Origin of the sequence: Pseudomonas nabeulensis (genome assembly GCF_004682045.1) — a bacterium.
Lineage (GTDB): Bacteria > Pseudomonadota > Gammaproteobacteria > Pseudomonadales > Pseudomonadaceae > Aquipseudomonas > Aquipseudomonas nabeulensis.
Genome location: NZ_QUZT01000004.1, coordinates 29,030 through 53,006, shown reverse-complemented (window position 1 = coordinate 53,006; position 23,977 = coordinate 29,030). Strand labels below are relative to the sequence as shown.

22 protein-coding genes and 1 pseudogene are annotated in these 23,977 nt (G+C 54.2%); 22 read left to right on the top strand and 1 reads right to left on the bottom strand.

Annotation, left to right across the window (positions count from 1 at the left end):
- Positions 1-80: 80 nt before the first annotated feature.
- Positions 81-986 (top strand): LysR family transcriptional regulator, encoded by a 906-nt coding sequence (locus DYL61_RS03530; protein ID WP_135307228.1) that lies wholly within the window; start codon positions 81-83, stop codon positions 984-986.
- A gap of 142 nt (positions 987-1,128) precedes the next feature.
- On the opposite strand, the pseudogene DYL61_RS03525 reads toward DYL61_RS03530, so the two are convergent.
- A pseudogene (locus tag DYL61_RS03525) lies at positions 1,129-1,238 on the bottom strand (methyl-accepting chemotaxis protein); the annotation flags it as partial.
- Positions 1,239-1,760: 522 nt separating this feature from the next.
- Here DYL61_RS03525 and DYL61_RS03520 point away from each other — a divergent pair.
- The 21 genes from DYL61_RS03520 (at position 1,761) to DYL61_RS03420 (ending at position 23,867) form a co-directional block, all read left to right on the top strand.
- A complete protein-coding gene (locus DYL61_RS03520) occupies positions 1,761-2,960 on the top strand; it encodes an NAD(P)/FAD-dependent oxidoreductase (RefSeq protein WP_135307227.1) in 1,200 nt (399 codons plus the stop codon).
- Positions 2,961-2,988: 28 nt separating this feature from the next.
- Positions 2,989-4,266, top strand: coding sequence for an aromatic ring-hydroxylating oxygenase subunit alpha (locus DYL61_RS03515; RefSeq protein WP_135307226.1), 1,278 nt, complete (start codon positions 2,989-2,991; stop codon positions 4,264-4,266).
- Between the two features lie 2 nt (positions 4,267-4,268).
- Positions 4,269-4,757: an aromatic-ring-hydroxylating dioxygenase subunit beta gene (locus DYL61_RS03510; RefSeq protein ID WP_135307225.1), complete on the top strand. Its 489-nt coding sequence runs from the start codon at positions 4,269-4,271 to the stop codon at positions 4,755-4,757.
- A 13-nt stretch (positions 4,758-4,770) separates the two neighbouring features.
- Positions 4,771-5,670 (top strand): VOC family protein, encoded by a 900-nt coding sequence (locus DYL61_RS03505; RefSeq protein ID WP_135307224.1) that lies wholly within the window; start codon positions 4,771-4,773, stop codon positions 5,668-5,670.
- Complete coding sequence (locus DYL61_RS03500; RefSeq protein ID WP_193559421.1) at positions 5,667-6,443, top strand: SDR family oxidoreductase; 777 nt, start codon at positions 5,667-5,669, stop codon at positions 6,441-6,443. Before DYL61_RS03505 ends, DYL61_RS03500 begins: the two co-directional genes overlap by 4 nt.
- Positions 6,440-6,829, top strand: coding sequence for a non-heme iron oxygenase ferredoxin subunit (locus DYL61_RS03495; RefSeq protein ID WP_135307223.1), 390 nt, complete (start codon positions 6,440-6,442; stop codon positions 6,827-6,829). Before DYL61_RS03500 ends, DYL61_RS03495 begins: the two co-directional genes overlap by 4 nt.
- Complete coding sequence (locus DYL61_RS03490; protein ID WP_135307222.1) at positions 6,826-7,536, top strand: class II aldolase/adducin family protein; 711 nt, start codon at positions 6,826-6,828, stop codon at positions 7,534-7,536. Before DYL61_RS03495 ends, DYL61_RS03490 begins: the two co-directional genes overlap by 4 nt.
- 78 nt (positions 7,537-7,614) lie before the next feature.
- Complete coding sequence (locus DYL61_RS03485) at positions 7,615-8,250, top strand: TetR/AcrR family transcriptional regulator (RefSeq protein ID WP_135307221.1); 636 nt, start codon at positions 7,615-7,617, stop codon at positions 8,248-8,250.
- Positions 8,251-8,351: 101 nt separating this feature from the next.
- Positions 8,352-9,218, top strand: coding sequence for an alpha/beta fold hydrolase (locus DYL61_RS03480; RefSeq protein WP_135307220.1), 867 nt, complete (start codon positions 8,352-8,354; stop codon positions 9,216-9,218).
- Positions 9,219-9,226: 8 nt separating this feature from the next.
- Positions 9,227-10,021 (top strand): 2-keto-4-pentenoate hydratase, encoded by a 795-nt coding sequence (locus DYL61_RS03475; protein WP_135307219.1) that lies wholly within the window; start codon positions 9,227-9,229, stop codon positions 10,019-10,021.
- A 14-nt stretch (positions 10,022-10,035) separates the two neighbouring features.
- Entirely contained in the window at positions 10,036-10,977 is a 942-nt protein-coding gene (locus DYL61_RS03470; RefSeq protein WP_420825062.1) for an acetaldehyde dehydrogenase (acetylating), read from the top strand.
- Positions 10,978-10,980: 3 nt separating this feature from the next.
- Complete coding sequence (gene dmpG, locus DYL61_RS03465; protein ID WP_135307217.1) at positions 10,981-12,000, top strand: 4-hydroxy-2-oxovalerate aldolase; 1,020 nt, start codon at positions 10,981-10,983, stop codon at positions 11,998-12,000.
- A gap of 291 nt (positions 12,001-12,291) precedes the next feature.
- On the top strand, positions 12,292-14,244 hold the full coding sequence (gene prpE, locus DYL61_RS03460) for a propionate--CoA ligase (RefSeq protein ID WP_135307216.1): 1,953 nt from the start codon (positions 12,292-12,294) through the stop codon (positions 14,242-14,244).
- A 104-nt stretch (positions 14,245-14,348) separates the two neighbouring features.
- A complete protein-coding gene (locus tag DYL61_RS03455; protein ID WP_135307215.1) occupies positions 14,349-15,104 on the top strand; it encodes an SDR family NAD(P)-dependent oxidoreductase in 756 nt (251 codons plus the stop codon).
- 45 nt (positions 15,105-15,149) lie between these two features.
- Positions 15,150-16,634 carry an aldehyde dehydrogenase family protein gene (locus DYL61_RS03450; RefSeq protein ID WP_135307214.1) on the top strand — a complete coding sequence of 495 codons (1,485 nt, stop codon included), beginning with the start codon at positions 15,150-15,152 and terminating at the stop codon, positions 16,632-16,634.
- Positions 16,635-16,692: 58 nt separating this feature from the next.
- A complete protein-coding gene (locus DYL61_RS03445) occupies positions 16,693-17,823 on the top strand; it encodes an alkane 1-monooxygenase (RefSeq protein WP_135307213.1) in 1,131 nt (376 codons plus the stop codon).
- Between the two features lie 15 nt (positions 17,824-17,838).
- Positions 17,839-18,345 carry a styrene-oxide isomerase StyC gene (gene styC, locus DYL61_RS03440; protein ID WP_338053099.1) on the top strand — a complete coding sequence of 169 codons (507 nt, stop codon included), beginning with the start codon at positions 17,839-17,841 and terminating at the stop codon, positions 18,343-18,345.
- Positions 18,346-18,369: 24 nt separating this feature from the next.
- Positions 18,370-19,419 (top strand): 2Fe-2S iron-sulfur cluster-binding protein, encoded by a 1,050-nt coding sequence (locus DYL61_RS03435; protein ID WP_135307211.1) that lies wholly within the window; start codon positions 18,370-18,372, stop codon positions 19,417-19,419.
- A 38-nt stretch (positions 19,420-19,457) separates the two neighbouring features.
- Entirely contained in the window at positions 19,458-20,840 is a 1,383-nt protein-coding gene (locus DYL61_RS03430; RefSeq protein WP_135307210.1) for an OmpP1/FadL family transporter, read from the top strand.
- A 395-nt stretch (positions 20,841-21,235) separates the two neighbouring features.
- Positions 21,236-22,540 (top strand): phytoene desaturase family protein, encoded by a 1,305-nt coding sequence (locus DYL61_RS03425; protein WP_135307209.1) that lies wholly within the window; start codon positions 21,236-21,238, stop codon positions 22,538-22,540.
- Positions 22,541-22,562: 22 nt separating this feature from the next.
- Positions 22,563-23,867, top strand: coding sequence for a protoporphyrinogen/coproporphyrinogen oxidase (locus tag DYL61_RS03420; RefSeq protein WP_135307208.1), 1,305 nt, complete (start codon positions 22,563-22,565; stop codon positions 23,865-23,867).
- Positions 23,868-23,977: the final 110 nt, after the last annotated feature.

The window sequence follows — 23,977 nt, the reverse complement described above, 5'->3', positions numbered from 1 at the left end:
AGCAGTGCGTTTTTATCTATAGCAATGCAGCTGAGTGCAGGGTTATTCTGCATTTTTGCACAGCTAATGTTGGTGGTCGGATGGATTGGGACAATCTGCGTTATTTCCTCGAACTATCCCGTGCTGGCAAACTGACTGCCGCAGCGCGCCGGCTTGGCGTCGATCACACTACGGTGTCGCGCCGTGTCCAGGCGTTGGAAAAGAGCATGGATACTGCGCTGTTCGTACGCGCGGCTACTGGCTACAGCCTGACTGAGGCCGGACGCATTCTCTTGCCGCAAGTGGAAGCGATGGAGAGCGCTTTCTCGGCAATCGAACAGGCTCAAACAGGGCCGCAAGACAGACTGTCGGGACAAGTGCGCATCGGTGCGACCGAAGGCTATGGTTTGATGATGCTCGCTCCGCAGTTGGCCGAGTTAACTCGACGTTATCCAAACTTGGGGATCGATCTACTGGCGGTGCCGCGAATGGTGCAACTGTCGCGCCGTGAGGCGGACATCGTGATAACCCTAGAGCGCCCTGTGCGCGGGCCATTCATAATTACCAGGCTGACCGACTACGTACTCAAGTTGTATGCCTCCGCCAACTACCTGGAGCAGCATCCCCCCATTACGCACCGGGATGATCTGCGCGAACATGCATTTGTCAGCTATATCGACGATCTGCTTTACAGCAAGGAACTCCTCTATCTCGATGAAATCGGCAAACCCAGACATATCGCTGTGCGCAGTACCAGTATTCTCGCGCAGCAGCAAGCCACTTCTGCCGGGGCCGGTATCGCGATCCTGCCGTCATTCTCTGCCGATGCCGATCCACGCCTGAGACGGGTGCTCAGTGAGCAAATCGAATTCACCCGGACGTTCTGGATGTTAATGCCCATTGAACTGAAGGACATTGCTCGGATGAAGGTGACCTGGAATTTTCTGCGGGAAAAGGCGCAGGCAAACCAAGCGCTCTTGCTCGGGGCACTGGATGGCGAAGGATAATGCTGTCGCGAATGCCGTTTTTCGCGATTGCTCTACAAGCAGCCGTCAATGAGGAAGTGCCGTACAGGAGCAGGCCGTAGCCATTCACGTATGAAAATTGATCGTGTCGCGGCCTGAAAGGCGGATTCACTGGTGTGAGCTGCAAGCTGCGCGCTTCCTCGGCAACCTCGGAAAAACCACAACCAGCATCGCCAGCGCGAGCGGCTTCGATGGCGGCATTGAGCGCAGTAGGTTGGTCTGGTTGGCGGTGCTCTAGATGGTTGAGACGATCTTAGTCAGATTTTTCAAGTTTTGTTCAATTTCCGTGCACTGCGACGTTTGGTCATCGTGCAGTTGTTCGCGTTGGCGCGTGACATGGATGTCGACTAGTGCGCCGACTACCCTAATTGGGGTGCCGTTAGCGGTGCGGCACGTCGGGCCGCGCGAGCGGAACTAGAGGATCGCTGTGTTCTGCTTGATCCGATATATCGCCAAGAACGGCTTCCTGCAAACGCGATCGACCAGATACGCGGCGAACAGACGGATCCCTGAGCACCATTTACCTCGGCGTGACGAGTCCATCCAATTACCGTGAGCTGTGAGTTCACTCTGAATCGGCGGTGGGCGTAGCCCACATGTCGCGGCCCCCGCCACATTCCCGTCTTGACGTGTTGACAACTGACTTGGAGCGGCATATCGTTTCTTTAACTTACAGACCGAACTGTCTGTTTGTAAAAACAAGAAGGTACTTGGCCTGTTTCCATGACAGGTTCAGGCTAGAGAGGATTACATTAGATGAAGAGCCTTATTCGTACTGTTCTCATCGCTGGCGCCGGGCAAGCAGGGGCGGCAGTAGCGTTTGAGATTCGAGCTCAGGGGTATGAAGGGCAAGTGATCTTGGTTGGAGCTGAGACGCATTTGCCATATGAGCGGCCGCAGCTTTCCAAGCAAGTGTTGCAGGTCGGTGATAATGAGCTGAGGTTCATTCGAGAGTCCGATGCCTATCGGGAGGCCAATATTGAGCTTCGCCTCGGGCTCGAGATTGTCAGTATCAATTCGGAAGAAAATACTGCCCTGCTATCTGATGGGACTTTGGTGGGCTTTGATCGTCTGGTGATTGCTACCGGTGTGCGCCCACGATTTTTGCCAGGACTGTCTGGGGCAGGTGTCACTTATCTACGGACGGTCGAGGATGCGCTGAATCTTCGTGAAGTGATTAAACCACAAAGTCGTATCGCTATTATCGGTGGTGGGGTGATCGGTCTCGAGGTGGCTTCGGCGGTGGTTGCCGCTCAAGGGAAACCTGTGGTGATAGAGGCTGGCATTCGCCTAATGGCGCGTAGCCTGTGCGAGCGTACGGCAAACTTTCTGGACTCTTGGCATCGCCAACAAGGTGCTGATATTCGCTATGGTGTGACAGTTGCTCGTTATGAGGCGGGGACGCTCACGCTATCTAATAGTGAACAAATTGAAGTGGATCATGTGCTGGTTTGTGTCGGGGTCGAACCCAATCAAGAGCCTTTTGTGGACTGTGAGATTACAGTGCCGCAGGGGGTGCTGGTTGATGAGTTCGGAAGAACCACCAATCCGAGAATTTATGCCACCGGCGATATTGCAGTTCATCAACATGACGGCTCTTTCTATCGGGTGGAAACCTGGGAACATGCGCAATTGCATGCCGAAATGGTTGGCCAAAATATTCTTGGCGTTCAGAACGGTTACAACCATCCTGTCTGGTTTTGGTCTGATCAGGGATCTTTGAACTTGCAGGTTGTGGGAAGTGTTGTCAGCGGCCGGGAAGTGTGTCGTGCGGGAAATCGACAAAGCTCTTTCAGTATATTCAGGATTTCCGAAGATGGGCAAGTTTTGGGCTGTACATCAATAAACTCACCAAAAGATATGGCAATGGCTCGGCGATGGATAAAGCAAGGTGTTCGTATTGATCATCGTGCGCTTGCTAATGTGTCGGTAGATTTGCGTAATTGCATTGTTTAATAAGCGTTTTTGAGCCTCTGAGGAATCTATGAAAACAACAATAAATGAACAATTTCTTGATGTTGATAAGGAACGTTCGGTATTCAAAGTCTCGCGTTCGACCTTTGTCAGGCCCGACCTTCTGGCACGAGAGTATGAGAAGGTATTCGATAAATGTTGGCTGTACCTCGGTCATGTGTCGGAGTTAAGCAAGCCTGGTGACTTTGTTACGCGTACCGTAGCTCGTCGTAACATTCTCTTCACCCGGGATTCCAAGGGTGAGCTCAATGCTTTTTTAAACGTCTGTCCGCACCGAGGGGCAACCGTCTGTCGTGAGCCTTCAGGCAATGCCAAGAACTTCCAATGCTTTTACCATGGCTGGATCTTTGGCAATAACGGTCAGCTGAAAAGCCAGGCCGGTGCCGAGCATTACAGTGATGCCTGCAAAAAAAGCGACTGCAACAACCTGACAGCCGTGCCGCGTTTTGATGTGTTCGCTGGTTTTTGCTTTATCAGCTTTGATCCAGACATTATCTCACTGCCCGACTATCTAGCTGACGCAAAAGACTATCTAGAGCTGATTTCCAAACAATCGGAAAGTGGCATGGCAATAGTCAGCGGCTCTCAGGAGTACTCCATTCGCGCCAACTGGAAACTGTTGGTGGAAAACAGTGTGGATGGCTATCACGCCGTGACCACTCATGCCAGCTACTTCGACTACATCAAGAACACCAACGGAGGCTTGAATCCAGAACCCCTTGCGGGATGCAGTCTGGACTTAGGCAATGGGCATGCGGTGCTGGAATACAGTGCGCCTTGGGGGCGCCCGATTGCGCAGTGGATCCCTCTCTTCGGCGAGGAAGGAAAGCGTGAGATGGACGAGTTGTATGCCCGTCTCGTCGAGTTGCACGGCGAGGAGTTGGCTGAGCGAATGGCGCGCAAGAACCGTAACCTGCTGATATATCCGAACCTTGTGATCAACGACATTATGGCTGTCACGGTACGTACCTTCTATCCAGAAGCGCCGGACTACATGCTGATCAATGGCTGGGCTCTGGCTCCGCGTGAAGAGACGGAACGTGCGCGTAAGTATCGCTTGTACAACTTCCTCGAGTTCCTCGGCCCAGGAGGCTTTGCCACGCCGGACGATGTCGAGGCTCTGGAGGCCTGTCAGAAGGGCTTCCAGAACTATCAGTTGGCGCAATGGAATGACATCTCAAAGGGGATGCATAAAGAGCAGCCGGCATACGACGACGAACAGCAGATGCGTGTGTTTTGGACTCGCTGGAACGAACAAATGCGCGTAAGCGATGAGGCAGAGGATTGAACATGACCAACTCAATTACACGCAGCGATATTGAAGATTTTTTCTACACTGAAGCCGACCTACTCGACAGCTGGAAGCTGAAGGAGTGGCTCGCATTATTTACCAATGACGGCCGATATCTGGTGCCATCGGCCGATTTGCCACGTGATGCCGATCCCGAAAAGAGTCTGTTCTACATCGCTGACGATTGGGCACGCTTGAATGAGCGTGTGATTCGACTCATGAAGAAAACCGCACACGCGGAATGGCCGCGCTCGCGTACCCGGCACCTGGTCAGCAACGTGATGTTCGAGCGTGCGGACAATGGAGAGATCCTGGCTCGCGCCGCATTCGTCACTTTCCGGATAAAGGGTGGCTTCACCGACACCTATGTGGGCACTAGTTATTACCGTCTGGTGAAGGTGGATGGTCAGCTGCGGATTCTTGAAAAGCGGTGTCAACTCGATCTTGAGAATCTGCGTCCTCATGGTCGCGTAAGTATCATTCTGTAATGGGGGCTTGAATATGAATTTTCCATTCCGGTACCGCAAGCTTGCATATGTCGCGCTGAACGTGACAGATCTGCCTCGCTCGTTGGAGTTCTACAAGACGCTGCTGGGGCTTGAGGTCTCCGAACACAATGATGAGATCGCCTATCTGCGTTGTAGTCGTGACCACCATAACATTGTGCTGCACGCTGCGCCGGAACGTGGTGTCAAGCGTGTGGGATTCGAGTTGGAAAGCGACGATGATGTGGAGGCAGCATTTATTCACTTCCAGGAGCTTGGCTACAAACCGGCCTGGGTGTCGAAGGATGAAACTACGCTGCTCAAGCAAGGCCGTAGCTTTCGTCTACGCGAGCGGCACAGCCTGCTTCAGTTGGAGATGTTCAGTAAGTCCACCCAAATGGCCAAGCCGTTTCTACCGACGGTTGCCAACATTGCGCGCGTTGGGCATGTGGTGATCGGCGCTGTAGAGTTCGAGAAGGCCTGCGACGCCTTCATTCAGGACTTTAACTTCAAGGTTTCCGATTTGATCGAAGACCGAATTTCCTTCATGCGCTGCCATCCTAACCCGCTCCACCATACCTTTGCGGTGGGACCGGCCAAGGAGAACCAGTTGCATCATGTGAACTTCATGGTGACCGATATCGATGATATCGGTCGAGCCCTGTATCGCATGAAAAAGAACAACGTTCAGATCGTTTACGGCCCCGGACGGCATCCGCCGTCTAATAGCGTATTCATCTATTTTCAAGATCCAGACGGCATGACCTTGGAATACAGCTTCGGCATGGAGGAGTTTCCCGAGGTTGGGGCACGAGAGCCGCGGATGCTTGAGGCCGTGCCGGAGTCTCTGGATACCTGGGGGGCGGTACCGCATCCAGAATTTGGCAAGAGCGGTGTTATCGAGGTGAGCTCATGAACACGATGTCAGTAGTTACTCCACTGGCCGGACAGGTGGCAGTCGTCACCGGCGCAGCGCGGGGTATAGGTTTTGGTATTGCGCGCAGGCTGGCTGCCAGTGGGGCCGATCTGGTGCTCTCGGACCTCGACGTCGATGCGCTGCTCGGTGCCGAACATGCCCTCAAGGAGGAGTTTCCGGTCAGCGTGATCAGTTGCCCTGGTGACCTGTCCCGCGAGGATGTGGTGGCGCAATTGCAGACGCAATCGCGTGAGCGCTTTGGAAAGGTACAGATACTGATCAACTGCGCGGGCGGCGGGGTGATCCGCCCTTTCCTTGACCACACTGCAGAAACACTCAAGGCTACCGTGGACCGCAACCTGTGGACCGTGCTGTGGTGTACCCGGGCCTTTCTGCCCGAGATGCTGGAGGCAGGTTACGGCCGTGTCATCAATCTCGGCGCGGATTCAGTAAGGAACGGTCTCTGGGATCATGCTGCCTACAATGCAGCTAAAGGCGGTGTGCATGCACTGACTTCCGGGCTGGCCCGTGAGTTTGCCACCAGTGGCGTAACCTTTAACACCGTGGCGCCTTGTGCGGTGGCAACGCCGCAACTCATCCACTTCATCGAAACCCAACCCGATCTGGCGCAGCGTTTCATTGACGTGATTCCTATGGGCAGGGCTGCTGAAATAGATGAAGTAGCGTCAATGGTTCACTACTTAGCGCTGCCCGAATCAAGCTTCGTGACTGGGCAGGTTATCAGCGTTAATGGTGGGAGCAGCATGCAATGAGCGCTCAACTTATCGAAGTCGTTGCCATTGATGATGTGGCCGGACATCAGTTTCCGGTCGCTGTCTGTGTCGCGGACGATGTAGCCCCCGGCGATATCTATTCGGCACTGCTGCCCTCAGGGCACAAACTGGCGGTTTACAACGTCGACGGTGAGTTCTATGTCACTGACGACACCTGCTCCCATGGCGAAGCGTCTCTATCTGAAGACGGTATGCTGGAAGGGACTGAAGTCGAATGTACCTGGCACTTCGGTCGTTTCGATGTACGCACCGGACAGGCTTGTGCCATGCCATGTACACATCCTCTGCGTACGTGGGGTGTTGAGATAAGGGATGGCAATGTGTGGGTGACGGGCGTTCGTCCATTGGCTGGAGAACTGAAATGAGCCAAGCAGCACTTGAACGATATGTACGTGTTGCTGCTAGAGCACTGGCCAGACATGGCTTGGTTCAGGCGTGGGGGCATTGCAGTGCACGGATTGATGAGAGGCACTTTCTCGTCTGTGCGGCGCGGCCAATGGGGTCCATCGGACTGCAGTCCGGAACAGTGGTTTCAATCGATGAGCCGTTGCCGCCTGGTGTACTAGGAGAGGTGCGCATCCACCAGCAGGTTTATGCGCGGCGCCCAGAGGTGGGTGGGATATGCAGGATTATGCCCCACTACACCATGGCGCTATCCACTCTTGGGCAGGTACCCAGCCCTAGGCATGGCGTCGGAGCCTTCACTGCGGACTGTCGTTATTGGGATGACCCGCGTTTGCTACGTGATGATGGCTTGGCAAAGCAATTGGCTGAGACATTGGGTGAGGCCAATGCATTGGTGATGCGAGCCAATGGTGCGGTCACTGTCGGACCAACACTGGATGTTGCCGTCGGAATTGCCTGGTGTTTGGAGGATGCTTCTCGCATCGAGTGCACTCTTCGCTCAATGATCCAGGACGTCAATGCCGGGCTGCTTTCGCCTGACGAGGTGCGGGCAAGGCAGGTTAGCACGGGCCAGGTATTCGAGAGACTATGGACACATCTGACGTTTGGCGATCAGGAGCAAGCCGATCCTGCAACGGATTGGCGGCAGGTTGTTCAGACAGACTAAGCAGAACTGGTCGATGTGCTTCGTGTTTGTGTGAGACTCGACCATAATCAACAGTTTTCTGTTAAAGAGCTATTTGCCATGCATTCGACTTCCACCGTACCGACAAAGATTACGCGACGTACCCAAGCTGAGCGTAGAGACGCAACTCGGGAAAAAATCCTGAATGCTGCAGTAGAGTTGCTCCTTTGCAGAGGGTATGCAAGCTTTCGCGTGAGCGATGTTGCCGATGCGGCGCAAGTGTCCAGGGGCGCGCAAACCCATCATTTTCCGACTAAGAGCAGTTTGCTGTTGGCTGTGCTTGAACGGGTGTATGCAGACTCAACTGCTTCCAGTATGAGTCGCATACAAATGCTCCGCCCAGGCGACGACCCACTGGACCTGCTCTTTGAAGAGGCCGAGGGGTTTTTTATGGGGCCCAATTTTGCGATTGCCCTGGACTTACTGAATATGGGGGATGCAGATCCTGAACTTCGGAAGACCGTACAAGAGCTGTCGCGAATTCATCGCCTTCCCCTTGAGCAGGGTTGGATTGGAGTACTAATTAAGTTTGGTGTTGATCCGGAGCGGGCCAAAAATATCGTCTGGATGAGTTATGCAATTTATCGTGGGCTTGCGATGCGTGCCATGATCCAGGTAGATCCTGAGCATAATGCACAAGTGATATCCGAGTGGAGAACTATTGCCCATCAGCAGATTGCATCAGCTGTACAATAGTCTGAAATAACAAAAGAGTTTAATGCGGGAGGTTGGAACCACATGGCTGTGGGGTGCTCGCTCGTTCTTAATTTAAGAAATATAAATATAAGGAGTTGATTATGAGTTTGTGGTTAGATTTTTTAGGTGTTGAAATTCGATATGTAAAAACCCGAAACTTTGGAACTATTCGAGTGGCGGAAGCGGGCGCTCATAATGAGCGCGCCATTATATTTCAACATGGAATTAATGGTCATTTTGAAGCCTATGCCAAGAACCTTATTCCTCTGTCCAAGCATTTCCACGTAATTGCGTTTGATTTTGTAGGACATGGTTTGTCGAGTAAGCCTGACTGCGAATACACGCCGATGATGTTGGCTGAGCAGTTGGGTGAGCTGATGGATGCCATGGGGATCGCCAAAGCACATCTATCGGGTGAATCCCTTGGAGGCTGGGTATCTGCACTGTTTGCGGTGCGGTGGCCAGAACGGGTTGATCGCTTGATGCTTAATACGGCGGGTGGTCTGCCGATTGTGACTGAGAAAGGACGACAGGATCTCAAGCACTTTATCGAGTTGAACAAGCGCAACATCGATAACGTACCGAGCTATGAGTCGGTTCAGGCGCGCCTGCACTGGCTGATGCACCCTGACAACCATCACATGGTCAACGACGAATTAATCAACCTGCGTCTGGGGATTTACCTGCAGCCAACCAGTCGTTCGGTGCTTCCACGTTTGAACGAGATCCTGGCTCATCACGATGACTACCTCATCCCGCTCGAAAAACTGCCGCAAGGTACGTTGTTCCTTTGGACCGAAGACAACCCTATCCACGACATGGAAACGGTCAAGGCCGCCCATGCTCGTGTCGAAGGTAGCCTGTTGTATGTCATGAAGGGGCTAGCTGCGCATTGGCCGCAGTACGAGCAGCCTGAGGAGTTCAACGCGGTTGCCACGAAATTCTTCACTGACGGTAGCGTGGCGTGAGGTGTGACATGACTGACAAACAAACGATCGCCGACCAGCTCTGGCGGGCGGAGCAAACGCGCCAGGCATGTACGCCTGTGCGCGAGTTTTTTACCGAACAGGATCCGCGGGCACTGATTGACGCGGCATATGCCGTACAGCGCATCAACATTGAACGACATCTGGCGGAGGGGCGTCGGGTGGTCGGACGCAAGATTGGTCTGACCTCGCTCGCGGTGCAGCGCCAACTCGGAGTTGACAGCCCGGACTTCGGCACTCTGCTGGACAGCATGAGTATTTGCGATGGTGAGGAGATTCAGACCTCGCGTCTGTTGCAACCTAAGGTTGAGGCGGAGCTGGCCCTGGTGCTAGAGCGTGATCTTACCCACGAGAAGCACAGCGTTGCTGACATCATTGGTGCGACGGCCTATGCCTTGGCGTCGATTGAGGTCGTGGCCAGCCGCATCGAAGGCTGGAATATCCGACTGGTTGATACCGTGGCGGATAACGCCTCTTCGGGTCTGTTTGTGCTGGGCACTCAGCCGATGAAGCTGTCGAAGTTGGACCTGGTGGGCATGAAGATGGCGATGCATGCAGGCGACACTCTGGTCTCCGAAGGGCAGGGCAGTGCCTGCCTCGGCAACCCACTTCATGCTGCGTGTTGGCTAGCCGACACGATGGTGCGTGCCGGCACCCCACTGCGTGCCGGTGATATTGTTCTAACTGGTGCGCTCGGCCCGATGGCTGCGGTTGTTCCTGGTACGACTTATACCGCTCGTATCGAAGGCTTTACCCCGGTACGTGCCATCTTTTCCCAGGAGTAGCTGCGATGAATAAGATGAACAAGAAAACTGCGGTGGCGATTATTGGCTCGGGCAATATCGGCACCGACCTTATGATCAAGGTTCTACGCCATGGTCAGCACATCAAAATGGGCGCGATGGTTGGTATTGACCCTACGTCCGATGGTCTGGCGCGTGCTGAGCGCATGGGCGTTGCGACAACCTCTGGCGGTATTGAGGGTCTGCTGGCGCTGCCGGGGTTCTCCGAGATCAAGATCGTCTTCGACGCTACCTCGGCTGGTGCCCATGCCCATCATAACCAACTGCTGCAGGAGTACGGCATCAAGGTTATCGACCTGACGCCGGCGGCGCTTGGACCCTATGTCATACCGGCGATTAACCTTGATGACGAGTTGGATGCGCCAAATATCAACATGGTGACCTGTGGCGGTCAGGCTACGATTCCTATCGTTGCTGCCGTTTCTCGGGTGACGAAGGTGCATTACGGAGAAATCGTCGCGTCGATCTCCAGCAAGTCGGCTGGGCCGGGCACTCGCGCCAACATCGACGAATTCACTGAAACCACCTCCAATGCCATCGAGAAATTGGGTGGGGCGACGAAAGGCAAAGCCATTATCGTTCTCAATCCGGCCGACCCTCCGTTGATCATGCGCGACACGGTGTTCATTCTATCCGAGATGGCCGATCAGGCAGCGATTGAGCGTTCCATTCAGTCGATGGTTGAGGTGGTGCAAAGCTACGTACCGGGTTATCGCCTCAAGCAAAAGGTGCAGTTCGATGTCATTCCAGTCGATGCCCCGGTAAACGTGCCGGGCCTGGGTCTGCGCTCTGGTCTGAAAACCTCGGTCTTCCTGGAAGTCGAGGGTGCTGCGCATTACCTGCCAGCTTACGCCGGTAACTTGGACATCATGACCAGCGCCGCCATGGCATGTGCCGAGCGTATTGCCGAAACCCGCCTCAACGCGTCGGAGGTCTGAGTGATGACTGACAAGAAGATTTATATTTCTGATGTGACCCTGCGTGACGGCAGCCATGCGGTTCGTCATCAGTACTCGATCCAGAACGTCCAGGACATTGCCCGCGCACTGGACAAGGCCAAGGTCGACAGTATCGAAGTCGCCCACGGCGACGGTCTGCAAGGCTCAAGCTTTAACTACGGTTTTGCTTCCCACACCGATCTGGAATGGATCGAAGCGGCCGCCGATGTCATCAGCCACGCCAAAATCACAACCTTGCTGTTGCCGGGCATCGGCACGGTGCATGACCTAAAAGCCGCGTACAACGCTGGTGCTAGAGTGGTGCGCATCGCCACCCACTGCACCGAAGCCGATGTCTCGAAACAGCACATCGAATACGCACGCGAGCTGGGCATGGACACCGTCGGCTTCCTGATGATGAGCCACATGATCCCGGCTGAGCAGTTGGCTGCTCAGGCCAAACTGATGGAAAGCTACGGCGCGACGTGCGTGTACATGGCCGACTCCGGTGGCGCGATGAACATGCAGGATATCCGTGACCGCTTCCGTGCGTTCAAGGCCGTGCTCAATCCGGAAACCGAGACGGGTATGCATGCTCATCACAACCTGAGCCTTGGCGTGGCCAACTCGATCACAGCCGTGGAGGAAGGTTGCGACCGCATCGATGCAAGCCTGGCGGGCATGGGAGCTGGGGCCGGTAATGCGCCGCTGGAAGTGTTTATCGCGGCCGCCGAGCGCCTAGGCTGGAACCACGGCACTGATCTTTACACGCTGATGGATGCCGCCGATGACATCGTCCGTCCGCTGCAGGACCGTCCGGTGCGGGTCGACCGCGAGACCTTGGCACTTGGGTATGCCGGCGTCTACTCGAGCTTCCTGCGCCACGCCGAAATCGCTGCTGCCAAATATGGCCTCAAGACCCTCGATATCCTTGTGGAGCTCGGCAAGCGGCGCATGGTCGGTGGCCAGGAAGACATGATCGTCGACGTCGCGCTGGATCTCCTGGCGCGCAGCAATAACTGATTGTTTTCGTTGGCTTTAAGGGCGTGGGCATGAGCGCCCCTATTGTCACGGCAAGATGTTTCTGTCGCTGTCTGTGAATACTGAGACAGCTGCGAATTTTAGCGTCGATAGGCTTCAGTTCCGAAAGATTCTCCACGGCCAAAAATGTTGTTGACATTGCACAGCCGTAGGGCAATATTTGACACATAAGATACAGACAGATTGGTCTGTTTATAAAAACAAAAAACTGCCACGCCATGTCATGCATTGAGAAGTGCGACAAGCTGGGCAGCAAGCCGAGAGTGCATAGCCATGAGTGCTCCTATCCATGCCACCGCGACCACGCAAGATGGTCTGCTTGAGGGTTCTTCGTTGGCAACAGGTGCTTACGAGGAGCTGTATCGCCGCTCTGTTGATAGCCCTGAAGCTTTCTGGGAAGAGCAATCTCAACGCATCCACTGGCGCAAAACTCCCGAGATTATTCTCGACTCACAACCGCCATTCCGACGCTGGTTTGTAGGCGGAGAAACTAATCTTTGTTACAACGCAGTTGATCGGCACCTGGCGAGTCGCGCAGACCAGCTGGCGCTTGTTGCTATCTCCAGCGAAACCGGCGTCACTCGTGAGTTCACGTATCAGCAGTTGTACATCGAAGTAAACGCATTTTCCGCCGTGCTAAAAAAGCTAGGCGTAGGTCGTGGCGATCGCGTAGTTATATACATGCCCAACATGGCCGAAGCAGTGTTTGCGATGCTTGCCTGTGCCCGCATCGGAGCTATCCATTCGGTTGTATTTGGTGGGTTTGCCGCGCATAGCCTGGCAGTGCGCATTGATGATGCTGAGCCCAGTCTGGTCATTGCTGCAGACGCGGGGATCCGCGGCGGCAAGATCATTCCCTACAAGCCACTGGTTGATGCGGCTTTGGCGCAGGTCAGTAAGCTGCCGTCGAAGGTGTTGATCGTTTCTCGCGGATTGGATCAGAACCTTAGCTGGGTAGCCGGTCGTGATGAGGATTACGCAACTCTGAAGGCTGAAGTTGGTGACACCCTGGTACCAGTGGAGTGGTTGGAGTCGAATGAGCCGAGTTACCTGCTGTATACCTCGGGAACCACCGGTAAGCCCAAGGGTATCCAGCGTGATGTTGGAGGCTATGCGGTAGCCTTGGCACTGTCCATGCCGACAGTCTTCGACGTGCACCCAGGCCAGGTCATGTTCTCAACCTCTGACGTGGGTTGGGCGGTCGGCCACTCTTACAATGTCTATGGCCCGCTGCTGGTGGGTGCTACTTCTTTATTGTACGAAGGTCTACCGATCCATCCGGATGCCGGTGTGTGGTGGAGCATATGCGCGCAGTACAAAGTGCGCACGATCTTTTCCTCGCCGACCGCTATTCGCGTCTTGAAGAAACACTCGCCGGAGTTTATCGAGCGTCATGATCTGAGCGAGCTGAAGTATCTATTTCTTGCTGGTGAGCCTCTGGACGAACCAACAGCGCACTGGATCAGCGAAATCCTCGACAAGCCGGTAATCGATAACTACTGGCAAACCGAAACCGGTTGGCCGGCGCTGACAATGTTGCCAGGCATCGAAATGAAGCCGATCAAGTTTGGCTCGCCAGGTCTGCCAAATTTTGGCTATAAGACCAGAGTCATCGACAGCGTTACTGGTGTGGATGTTACGCCGAATCAGAAAGGTATTCTGGTGTTTGTGCCACCACTGCCGCCTGGCTGTCTGACTACCATTTGGCGTGATGATCAGCGCATGGTGGATAGTTATTACAGCCACTTTGACGAGTTGTTGTACAGCTCGTTGGATTGGGCGATCAGAGACGAGGATGGTTACACTTTTATCCTTGGTCGAACCGATGATGTTATCAACGTGGCAGGCCATCGAATCGGGACGCGAGAGATTGAAGAGGTTGTGTCATCACTCCGCTGTATTGCTGAAGTTGCGGTAATTGGTCTTGCAGACCCCGTCAAAGGACAAGTTCCGGCTGTTTTCGTCACGTTGCGCGAACATACCTTGGATGCTGGAGCGCGGCTAGATATATCAACGAGTGTGATCCAGGTAGTAGAAAAAAAGTTGGGTGCAATATCACGCCCAGCCAAGGCTTATATCGTAGAAGCGTTGCCAAAAACCCGCTCTGGGAAGTTACTACGTCGCCTGCTCAAAGCGCTAGCGCACGGCGAAGATCCCGGTGATCTTTCCACGCTGGATAATCCTGTGGCGTTAGAAGATATCAAAAGAGTTTTGAGGGGCACCTAGCTTTTCTAGAGGTGGTTTAGAACTTATAAAGATCAGTCGGTACCCTCCCGGGAAATTTGGCGGAGAAGGTATATTTTCATCAGTTAAAGTCGAGAGTAAAAATAATGAGACTTGAAAATAAAGTTGCTATTGTAACAGGTGCCGCTACTGGTATTGGACGCGCGATTGCTGAATTTTATTACCGTGAAGGTGCCAGCGTTGTTATTGCTGATATCAAGGGGGCGGATGAAGCCGCCAGCGAGATGGGTGAACGTGCATTTGGCGTAGTGGCCGATGTCGCGGACCCGGAAAGTACCAAAGCCATGGCTGCAGCCGCTGTCGAGCGCTTCGGCAAGATTGATATCCTGGTCAATAACGCCGGAATTTTCACGGGTGTTAACTACACCCCAATGGAGAATTTGCAGGTTGCTGACTGGCAGAAGATGATGGCAGTCAATGTTATGGGGCCATGGCTGTGTGCCAGTGCTGTTGCTCCGTACATGCGTGAGGGTGGTGGTGGCCGCATCATTAATATCGCGTCGGTAATTGCACATATGGGTGTTCCCTTCATGTTGCATTACGTGGCAAGTAAGGGGGCGGTCTCTGCGATGACGCGCTCCATGGCACGCGAGTTCGCGGCGACTAAGTCCGGAATTAACGTCAACTCCATTTCTCCTGGTTATATCCATTCGCAGAATGCTGTTGCTAACAGCGGGCAACACGAACAATTCGAGGCGGTTTCTGCGCAAATGCGTACTGTCGAGCGCTCGCAAACTCCCGAAGATATTGCCGGTACAGCCTTGTGGCTGGCCAGTGATGAGTCAGCCACCGTCAACGGGCAGAACATCATCGTTGATGGCGGAATATTCATGAGTCTTTGATGTTAAGTTGCTCGGACGAACACAATAATTACAAGAGTAAATGCCATGAATGATGAGCAAAGAGTCAGAGACATTCTCGACCTGAATAAACGAAAAAACTTGATCGGTGGTAACTGGGTCGACTCACTGTCGGGCGAGACGCTGGCTATCGAAAATCCGGCAACTGGCGAAATCATTGCTCATGTTCCGCGTGCTGGTGCGGCAGACATAGACTTGGCCGTCAAGGAAGCACGCCGCGCCTTCGAAGCTCGTTCCTGGCGCAATATGCGGGCGTCCGATCGCGGTCGCTTGTTGGAAAGTATCGCGCGCAAGCTCGAAGAGCATGCTGATGAACTGGCGTTCCTTGAGGCTCTCGATACCGGTAAGGCCGTGAGTTTTGCCAAGATACTGGATCTGCCAGCGGCGATTGAAGTGTTCCGCTATATGGGGGGCTGGTGCAGCAAGATTGCTGGGAAGACGTTACCGGTGTCTTTTGATGGAAAGGAGTACCACGCCTATACCCGCCGTGAAGCTGTTGGTGTTGTCGGCGCCATCACCCCGTGGAACTACCCGTTGGCGCTGGGGGCGTGGAAGATCGCGTCGGCGCTAGCCGCTGGGTGTACGATGGTTATAAAGCCCACCGAGCTGACGCCGCTGAGTACGCTGCGCTTAGTTGAGTTGTGCTTGGAGGCGGGCCTGCCGGAGGGAGTGTTGAACGTTATCAACGGTCACGGTCATGAGGCCGGTGCTGCACTGGCTCAGCACCCGGACGTCAATAAAATTACCTTCACCGGTTCTACGGCAGTCGGTAAGAAAATTGTCGAGTACTCGCTGGGCAATCTCAAGCGCGTCACCCTTGAGTTGGGTGGAAAGTCGCCAAGCATCGTGTTTGATGATGCTGACCTTGATCAAGTGGGATTGGGGGCCGCGTTAGCGGTGTTCTTCAATTCTGGGCAGATTTGCTTTGCCGCTACCCGTCTGTTCGTACAGGAAAACGTCTACGACCAAGTGGTGGAGGCGGTGGCGGCCGCTGCGCAGCAGTTCACTGTGGGCAACGGTCTGGACCCACAAACCATGCTCGGCCCACTGGTTTCGGCCAAACAGCAAGATCGTGTGTTGGGCTACATCGAGTCTGGTGTGGCGCAGGGCGCTCGATTGGTGTGTGGCGGTAAGCGTATTGGCGACAAGGGCTACTTCGTTGAACCGACCGTATTCGCTGATGCCACTCCGTCGATGAAAATCGTCAGCGAAGAAATCTTCGGCCCGGTCGTTAGCGTCATGAAGTTCAAGGACGTTGAAGAGGTCACCCGCATGGCTAACGACTCTCAATACGGACTGGCTGCCAATATCTGGACCCGCGATATCAAGAAGGCTCACAAGTTGGCGCACCGGCTTGAGGCTGGGTCGGTATGGATCAATTGCCACGGCATTTTGGATCCTGCACTCCCATTTGGTGGGTTCAAACAGTCTGGCTGGGGTAGGGAAGTTTCGGAAGAAGGTTTGCTGGCGTATACCGAAACTAAAACCGTTTGCATGCTTTTGGACGAATAAGCGGTCTTGAAAGAATAAAAAACTATTAGGAATTCGTTATTCCTAAAGGAGAAGACTAATGTTGGATTATATTAAGTACTATTTGGCTCCGTGCATCCAAATATTGGCCACCCTGGGTTTTTATTGGGGAGGCGATTATGTCTGGATCGCCATCGCGGCATTCCCGGCTCTGGCCATTGGTGACGCGCTGCTGCCTTATGATCTAAAAAAACGCAACATGAAGAGTCACTTCTGGGCCTATCTGCCGGTATGGCTATCCACCTTGATGCTACCGGTCATGTACGTCGTATTTGCCTGGTCAATCGCAAATCATGATTTGACTTACTGGCAGATGATTGCAGGGGTTTTAGGTTGTGCCTGGCTTTCTGTGGTGCCGGGTGTGCCGGCAACCCATGAGTTGTATCACTCTCGTGGTCGTCTCGCGCGCTTTGCGGGACGCTATGGACAGATTGCATTCCTAGACACCATGCGCATGGAAGTCCATGTCGTCGGTCACCACCGTGACGTGGGGACAGCCGAGGACTGCGATACCGCATCACGTGGCACCAACCTGTATAGCTTCGTGTTCCGTTCGATGATTATGTCCACTGGGCTGGAAATGAAGCTCGACGCCGACACCTTGGAGAAGCGCGGACATACGCGCTATGGCATCCGCCATTCCGTCTGGCGCGCGTTGCTGACGGTGGTGGTATTCCTCACGGGCATTTACTTCATCGGTGGTTGGGTTGCCGTTGGTCTTTGCTTTGCCGCAATGCTGATCGCTCGTTTCTGGGTCGAGGCGTTCAACTACTACCAGCACTACGGCCAGATTCGCGTGGAAGGCACGCCGATCGAAAAACACCATGTGTGGAATCATTACGGCACCCTGTCACGTTTGGTCGCCTTTGAAATTACCAACCATGCTGATCACCACCTGAACTCGTACATTCCATACTACAAGCTGGTGCCGGACGAGGGTGCGATCCCAGTGCGCAGCATTATCGTGTGCTTCCTGTCTGGCTTCATTCCACCGCTTTGGCACAACGTGATCATCAAGCCTGCGCTGCGTCGATGGGACAGCGAGCATGCCTCGCCGGCTGAACGGCGTCTAGCCCAGGAACAGAATCGTCGGGCGGGATGGGAAGACTGGTTCGATGACCAGGGCGGGCGTGGTAAGAAACCTGACAAATCCGCATTGGCGCATGGTTGAACGGGAGCATGTCGGATGACTCTGTCCACGAACCAAGAAAAGCCCCTGATTCGGGGGCTGCAGAGACGAATGATAGGGCACGGCATGCTGATTCTGCTGATCGGCTTGCTGGCTGGAGTGGGGTTGCTGATCAGTCTGATCGGCGGGCTAGAGGTTTTGCCTGGCAAATTGGTATCGCTGGTTCTACCTGGCAATAGCGATGGTTGGGTGCGATTTCATATCGGGCAGTTGCTCAACGCGTTCCTGATTGTCCTGGTTGCCCTGTCGTTGCCCGTTCTGGGGTTCGACACCCAACGGGCGGGCCTTCTTGGCTGGTGTGTGATCGGGGTTGGTTGGGCGAACACCTTGTTCTACGCGGCTGCGCTGTTCGCACCAAACCGGGCACTGAGCTTCGCAGGCAACGCCCTGGGGACCGCTAATTTGGCATCAGTAATTGGTTTACTACCAGCCTTGGTGTTTGCAGTTGTTTCCATTGTTGTTGTGGGCATGCTGGCAAAGCAGGCCTTCCATCGCCCAGCGTGACTGGCATCTCCCGAGGTTTTTCAAATGCAAAGTTTTTTTCAATCCCTCTTCGGCAAGAAAGCGCCGAAGCAACTGCGAATCCTGCCCCAGGACGTGACGATTGATTTAACGCCGGGACAAACGTTGCTGGAGGCCGCTTTGGCCAACGGTATTGCCTATCCGCACGACTGTACGGTTGGCACCTGTGCCTCGTGCAAGACTCGTCTGAAACAGGGTAGGGTCCGGGAAGCGACTCCATTCGGTTACACCTTGTCCAAGGCGGAGCTGGATGCAGGCTATATTCTGGCCTGCCAGGCTGTCCCACGTGACGAGCTCACCGTCATCGAGATCGATCCACTGTTGGCCGAATTGCCGCCAGTCGAACAGTTCGCCGCCCGTATTGTGGCGACCGAACAGCTTACCCACGACATCCTTAAAGTGACCGTCCAGGCGGATCGCCCGGTCCATTATGTGGCTGGCCAGTACGCCAACCTTCGCGTCCCCGGCGCCGCTCGTTACCGCAGCTATTCGTTCGCCAACGCGCCGCAGCGCAAGGGACGCAGCACCCTCGACTTCTATATCCGCAAGGTTCCTGGAGGTGAGTTCACTGAGGCGTTGTTCCGCGGTGAGCTAGATGATGAGCCGATGGAGATGGAGGCACCGCACGGCACCTTTCATTTACACGGTGGCGACGCTCCGATGATGTGTATCGCCGGAGGAAGTGGCCTAGCGCCGTTGGTCAGTATCCTCGAGCATGCTAGGGCAAATCGCATCAAGCGTGACTGTACGCTGCTGTTTGGCGCAAGAACCCAGGGCGATCTGTATCAGCTCGAGGTCATCAGCAACATCGCCGCTAACTGGCAGGGCGAGTTCCGTTTCATTCCAGTGTTATCGCATGAACCGGAATGTAGCAGTTGGGCGGGCGCGCGCGGCCTGGTAACTGAGCATATTCCTGCTGGGTTCTGCGAGGGGGCGGAGGGCTACCTCTGCGGGCCTCCGCCGATGATCGATGCTGCCATCGCTCGACTTGCGGAGCATGCCATACCACTGGAAAGGGTCTTCTACGACAAGTTTACCGATGGCCGAAATCCATAGACTCCATTCTCAATATAATAAGAAAGAAGGATTGGTACATGAAGAAGATAATATACAGCTGCGGTGTCAGTGGTCTTTTGGCTTGCCTGTGGAGTGGTGTTGCGTGCGCGACTGACGCCTTCAACCTCATCGGAAATGGCCCGATCTCCCTGAGTATGGGAGGAACCGGTGTGGCTCATGACATTGGAGCAGCGGGAATGATGGTAAACCCGTCGACTCTCCTCCTGATGAAGGAAGGTGCGCATCTGGGCGTTGGTATAGACATTATTACTGCTGACCTAGAGATCAAAAATACCGAGACCGGAGAGACAGCTCGCTCACATAGCCATGGTCGAAACAATGGGCCGTACTTTGGGCCAGAGCTTTCCTTTGTCTGGCGTGATGAGCGGTACGCTTTGGGCGTTGGAGCGTTTGCTTCCGACGGTGTCGGAACCCAATTCGGGGACAATAGTTTTCTCTCTCGTACCTCTACCAACAACATTGATACGGGATTGGATAGCTTCTCTCGGTTGTTGGTTTTTCGAGTGCCATTCTCTGCCGCTTACCAGGTGAATGAAAAGTTGTCGGTCGGCGCCTCGTTGGAAGCGGTGTGGACATCGGTAAACTTGGGGCTGCTGCTGGATACAACACAGATCGGTAGTCTGGCTGGGCAGGGGCGATTGGCTGGTTCGTTGGTCCCCGCACTGCTGAGCGTACCGGAGCTATCGGCGGGCTACTTGTCTACTGACAATCACCGTGCTGCTGGTGGTGGTACGGATGCCTGGGGGCTGGGTGGCAAAGTTGGCCTGACCTACCAATTGTCCCCGCAGACACGATTTGGGGTGGCATATAACTTCAAAACGAATGTTGGTGACCTCTCCGGAGATGCCGATTTGACGGCGGTAAGCGCTGCTGCCGGCAACATTCCGCTGTCTGGATCCGTGAAACTGCGCAATTTCGAGATGCCGGCTCATCTGGTGGTCGGCATCAACCATGAGTTCTCGGATCGAGTTGCCGTCTCGTTTGACTACAAGCGCGTCTTCTGGAGCGATGTCATGAAGGACATCAGCGTCCAGTACAAACAGAATGGCTCAGGTGATAACCTCGACCTGAAATTGCCTTTCAACTATCGGGATACCAATGTGTATTCCCTGGGAGCACAATATCGCTATGACGCGCACTGGGTGTACCGTGCTGGCTTTCACTATGCCCAGCAGGCAACTTCCTCCGGTGGAGTATTGCCAATCATACCCTCAACTCCCACCACCAATGTCACGGGGGGTGTTTCATATGCGTTTAGTGCTGACGATATCATCGATTTTGGTGTGTCCTATGGGTTTAAGAAAAAAGTGTCCAATGACAGCCTTCCAATAACCGGTACACCCATCGAAGCGTCGCATTCCCAGACCGTTGCCTCTATTGCCTATACGAAGCGCTTCTAAGTAGTGCAGTGATAAAGCGCCGTTTATCCAGCTTGAAGAAATAAGAACTTGAACTGCTCGAATGTGGTGCGCAATCGACTGTCGGTTAACGATTGTTATCAACATTGCTATATCGCTTAGTCAAAGGCCCTGAAGTATTCTGGAATAGGTAGGGATGCCAAGTTGAACTGAGAAGGCGGGACGATCCAACCAATCCATTACGCAACTGTGCCGTATTTCTGGGTACAGTTTTAACTGCGAGGAATTAACCAAGAACAACAATGACCGAAATTTGGTGGGGGATCGATGAGGAGAGTGTTGGTGGTGACACTCGAATGAATACATTTTCTGCAAAATATTGGTTTGTTATTTAGGAGTGTTGACTTCTAATTGTTTGAGTGGTCCGGAGTTCGCTTATGTCAAATAAAAATAGTAACTTCGATGTGGTTGTGATTGGCGCTGGGGCCGGTGGTCTCTGCGCAGCAGCGCGTTTGGCGCACAACGGCTATCGTGTTCTGGTGTTAGAGGCGCTGGAGGTAATTGGTGGAAGAGCTTCTACCCGAACGGTTGACGGTTTTCTGTGCAACACCGGGGCGTTGGTGATTGAACTCGATGGCGCCGTAGCGGACACCTACCGTGATCTTGGCTTGGAGCTGAAACTCTACGAGCCCCATCGTTCCAGTACCGTACTGCGTGTGGGTGGGCATGATGTCAACATCACTGAGGGGGCGGCGGGCTGGGTCCGCAATATCGCACCGGTTATCCTGCGAAGTCTCACTAATCTACGACCGTCGTTGCGGCCGCTGCCGGGACAGTCTCTCAAGGTCTGGCTCAACAAATTCACTCGCCGTCCGTGGATTCACGGTCTGATGAACAACGTGGTGGGGGCAATGTTTGCAGCCAGCACTGAAGACGCTCCGGCGGATGTGATCTTGCACTACTTCTCCAAGGGCACCTCGTTCAAGAAGATCGGCATGCCGGTCGGTGGCACCATCGAAGTGTGGAAGCCGCTGGTTGACGTGATCAAAAAGAGCGGGGGTGAGGTTTGGCTTGGGAGCAAGGCAAACCGACTCAACTTCTCGGAGGATGGCTTGGTCAACGGTGTAATAGTCGAGAATGGAGGCGACCTGATTGAGGTCTCGACCAGTTTGCTGGTTAGCAATATCGGTCCACTGGCGACCGTTGCGCTTGCCGATGTAGTCGATCTTCCTGAGGGCTACGGGCGAAGCGTGCGTGAAGCTAGTAATCCAGCTGCGATCATCACCGTGCATTTTGCCAGTCCACGACCATTGGCATCCTTCCCGTGCCTGGCGATTTTCAGCCAGAGCCGCCGCATGGTCTATGCCGCCAACTTCAGTGCCCCGGAGCTGCAGCGGGCACCGGCCGGATGGCACCTGTACTGCGGCGCTTCAGTGCCACGCCCAGCACGAGGCGAGTTCGATGTGGAGTTGGAAAAACGTTTGTTGCTTGAGGATATTCGCGAGCAGTTCCCGGGATTCGATCAGTCGATGGTGGTGGCTATAGACGTCACAGCTCACGAATGGCCGGCGCAACGTGCCATCACTGGCTACGATCTGCCGCCAACCACGCCAATCAAGAATCTTTGGAATGTCGGTGATGGGGTGAAGCCGTGGGGGGGCGCAGGCACGGCAGCATGCGCGGAAACCGCCAAGTTGATCGTTGACGAGATCTGCCGCCGCTTCCCGCTCGGTGTCCAATAACTTAAATTCTGTGGGTGACTCGATGAAAATTGCAGTTGTTGGTGCTGGACCGGCAGGTTGTGCTACGACATATACGCTTCGCAAGAATGGCCATGATGTATATCTGTTTGACGCTCAAGACCAAGTGGGTGGTCGAACCAGTCAAATGCAGCGCGAGGGATTCAACCTCGGGACGGGAGCCCTGTTTTTGATGGGGGGAATCTATCCGCGGACCAATGCTATTCTCAAAGAGCTTGGCAAGTATAAGGAGTTGGTGCCCTGGGACGCTAAAGCACACATTATCGACCGTGATCAGCAGCGATATACCGTTGAGTTCGATCAAGTGATGAGCTTTCTCAAGCTTCCTGTCTTCAGTCTTGGCGAAAAACTTAGCGTCGCCTACGGCGTACTAAAGCAATTATTTTCTCCCGGACCTAAGAGCTGCTTCGACGGCGCTGAGTTAGCCAAGCACGACAATGGAGAGAGCCTGCAAGCGTGGTCTGAGCGCGTGCTGGGAGATAAAGCAACGCGGTACATTACCCTGCCATATATGGGTTTTCTGTACGCTGTGCCCTTGAGTTCGCTGAGTATTTCACTTTTTCAGGCGGTTGTGCAGCAGTTCTACAAGCTGTCGCTTTCCGTTCCGCCCAAAGGAATGGGGCAGATTTCGGATTGGTTGATTGAAGGTTCTCAAGGCGTACATTTGAGTCTCTCCAGCAGGGTCGAATCCGTGTGCCGCAAGGGAGCCAGATATGTAGTGACCACTCAGGGCCGTGAGGTGGAGGTCGATGCAGTAGTCTTGGCATCGGAGCCGGGTGTATCGGCTGATCTGTTGCAGGGATTGGCACCGAATTCAGCTTGCGAGAGCCTACGCAACTGCACTTATTCCGAGTATGCCCATGTGCAGGTTTGCTACAAGCAGAACCCATGGCCAGACTTCCCGGTCAGTCTGGCGCTACCAGGTAACCAGGTGAAAACCTGGGGTGCCTGCGTGTTGCAAAGTCGTCGTCACCCAGGGGCCGTTCCTCCGGGGGGAGAGGCAGTAGGCGTTTACTTCTACACCCCACCGTTGAAGGGCATGAGTGAAGAGGACATAAAGCGCGAAGCCCTCATGGCGGTGACCGAGGTATTTGGTAGCGCGCCGGAGCCGTCGTTTGTGGAGGTTTTCTATTACAAGCGTGGGCTTTCGATTGCGGTGCCAGGCCATTACGCCAAAATGGATTCGGTTCATCAACAAATGCCTAAAGGAATATATCTGGCTGGAGATTACTTCGCTCACGCGGGTGTTGAGGCTGCAATTCTCAGCGGAGAGTTGGCTGCGAACCGGCTGGTACGTGACCTGTCCTGATGAGTTTAAAGGTGGTAGAGCGGAGCGTTCGGATTCACGCGTGCCGCTCTAGTAGCCGTTGACGTTTCACCAAGGCCAGTAATTTTGAAGATTACGCAGCAAATGACTCC